Raw genomic sequence first — 2,892 nt, 5'->3', positions numbered from 1 at the left:
GGCCGTACCGACGACGCGCTGGACGACCTCGTCGGGTTCTTCGTCAACACCCTGGTGCTGCGCACCGACACCTCCGGCGACCCGACCTTCGCCGAACTGGTGGGCCGGGTCCGCGAGACGGACCTGGCCGCCTACGCCCACCAGGACGTGCCCTTCGAACGCCTGGTGGACGCGGTCAACCCGCAGCGTTCCGCCGCCCGCCACCCGCTCTTCCAGGTGACGCTCGCCATGGGCCTGGGCGACCGGGGCGCGGGCTCCGACGCCCTGCGTCTGACCGGTCTCACAGCGGCCGGCGTGGCGGTCGGGGACGCCACGGCCAAGGTCGACCTCGGTTTCCATCTACAGGACCTGCACCGTGCGAAGACACCCGGCGGCCTCCTCGGGGCCCTGGAGTACAGCGCGGACCTGTTCGACCGGACGACGGCCGAGGCCGTGGTCCGCAGGTTCGCCCGGCTGCTCGACGCCGTGGCCGCGGCTCCCGCGTCCCCGATCGGCGAACTCGACATACTGGACCCCGGTGAGCGCCACCGGCTCCTCGTCGAGTGGAACGACACCGCCGACGACACCCGGCACCGCACCATGCCCGCCCTGTTCGAGGAGCAGGTCGCGCGCACCCCGCGGGCCGTCGCGGTCGAGGCCGGGGACATCCGGCTCTCCTACGAGGAGTTGAACAGCCGCGCCAACCGCCTGGCCCACCACCTGATAGGCCTGGGCATCGGCCCGGAGAATCTCGTGGCGCTGGCGGTGGAACGGTCGGAGCAGTGGATCGTGGCCATGCTCGCGATCCTCAAGGCGGGCGCCGCCTATCTGCCCCTCGACCCGTCCTATCCCGCCGACCGTGTGCGGTACATGCTCGACGACGCCCGCCCCGACCTCGTGCTCACGCGGCGCGCGACGGCATCCGTAGTCACCGGGGAGGCGGACCCGGCGCGGACCCTGCTCCTGGACGACGCCGGGACCGTCACCGCGCTGGCCGCGGCACCGGCGACCGACCCGACCGACGAGGACCGTACGACGCCGCTCGACACCGGCCACCCGGCGTACCTGATCTACACCTCCGGCTCCACCGGCCGCCCCAAGGGCGTCGTGATTCCGCACACCGGTGTGGCCACCGTGATGCACGAGCACATCCGCCGGGCCGGACTCGGCACCGGCAGCAGGGCGCTCCAGGTCCTCTCGCCGAACTTCGACGCGGCGGTCGCGGACATGGCGCAGACCCTCCTCTCCGGAGCCACACTCGTGCTCGTGCCGCTCGGCGAACGCCCGACCGGCGACGAACTGGTGGAGCTGATCGCGGCGGGCGGCATCACCCACATCATGCTGCCGCCGCCCGTGCTCGCCACGGTCCCGGCCGACAGAGTGCCGTCCCTGCGTACGGTCATCACCGGCGGCGAGTCCTTCACCGCGGAGCTGGCGGAGCGCTGGACCGAGGGTGGGCGCCGGGTCATCGACGCGTACGGCCCGACCGAGGCGACCGTCACGGCGACGATGAGCGACCCCATCGCGCCCGGAGAGACCCCGCGCATCGGGCGGCCCATCGCGAACACCCGGGTCTTCGTGCTCGACGAGGCGCTGCGCCCCGTCCCGGTGGGTGTCGCGGGTGAGCTGTACGTCGCGGGCGTCGGCCTCGCGCGCGGTTATCTGGGGCGTCCTGGTCTGTCGGCGGAGAGGTTTGTCGCTGATCCGTTCGGTGGGGCGGGGGAGCGGATGTATCGCACGGGTGATGTGGTGCGGTGGTCTGCCGATGGTGTGTTGGAGTTCGTGGGTCGGGTCGATGACCAGGTGAAGGTGCGGGGTTTCCGTATCGAGCTGGGTGAGGTCGAGTCGGCTGTTGTGGCGCATGGGTCGGTGGCGCGGTGTGTGGTGATTGTTCGTGAGGACCGGGTGGGGGATCCGCGTCTGGTGGCGTATGTGGTTCCTGGTGCGGGTGGGGTGGTGCCGGGTGAGTTGCGGGCTCATGTGGCGGGTGTGTTGCCGGAGTACATGGTGCCTTCGGCGTTCGTGGTGCTTGATGTTCTGCCGTTGACGCCGAACGGGAAGCTGGACCGTAGGGCGTTGCCGGCTCCGGTGGTGGAGGGGTCGGAGGGTTCGCGGGCGCCTCGTGATCCTCGCGAGGAGATCCTGTGTGGTCTGTTCGCCGAGGTGCTGGGGGTGGAGCGGGTCGGTATCGACGACGACTTCTTCGCCCTGGGCGGCCACTCCCTGCTCGCCACCCGTCTGGTCAGCCGCGTCCGCACCACCCTCGGCAGCGAACTGTCCATCCGCGGGCTCTTCGACGCCCCCACCGTCGCGGCGATCGCGGCCGCTCTGGACCAGGCGGCCGACGGACGCCCGCCGGTGACACCCGTCACCTCCCGGCCGGAGAAGCTGCCCCTCTCCTTCGGGCAGCGCAGGCTCTGGTTCACCAACCGCTTCGAGGAGCCCAACGCCGCCTACAACACCACGCTCTCCCTGCGTCTTTCGGGGGCGTTGGACGTGGTGGCGCTGCGGGCGGCGCTGGGTGATGTGGTGGAGCGGCACGAGGTGCTGCGGACGGTCTTCGGTGAGGACGAGGACGGGCCGCATCAGGTGGTGCTGGGTGCTGCCGGTGTGGAGCTGGTGGTGGAGCCGGTGGTGGAGGAGGAGCTGGCGGGCCGTCTGGAGGTGGTGGCGCGGCGGGGGTTCGATCTGTCGTCGGAGCGTCCGTTGCGTGCCTCGTTGTTCGAGGTGGGTGTGCGGGAGCATGTGCTGCTGCTGGTGTTGCATCACATCGCCGCGGACGGCTGGTCGATGCCGGTGCTGACGCGGGATCTGAGCGGTGCGTATGCGGCGCGGTGTGAGGGGCGGGCGCCGCGGTGGGTGCCGTTGCCGGTGCAGTACGCGGATTACACGCTGTGGCAGCGGGAGATCCTG

General features: G+C 71.2%; 1 protein-coding gene. It reads left to right on the top strand.

All coding sequences use genetic code 11. The features are described 5' to 3' along the window. The coding region (locus ACWDZ7_RS42690; RefSeq protein ID WP_451804340.1) for a non-ribosomal peptide synthetase at positions 1 to 2,892 on the top strand (2,892 nt) is incomplete at both ends.

This window comes from Streptomyces sp. NPDC003032, from assembly GCF_053591415.1.
Note: the sequence above shows the minus strand (reverse complement) of the source record. Positions and strands in the feature narration are given on the sequence as shown.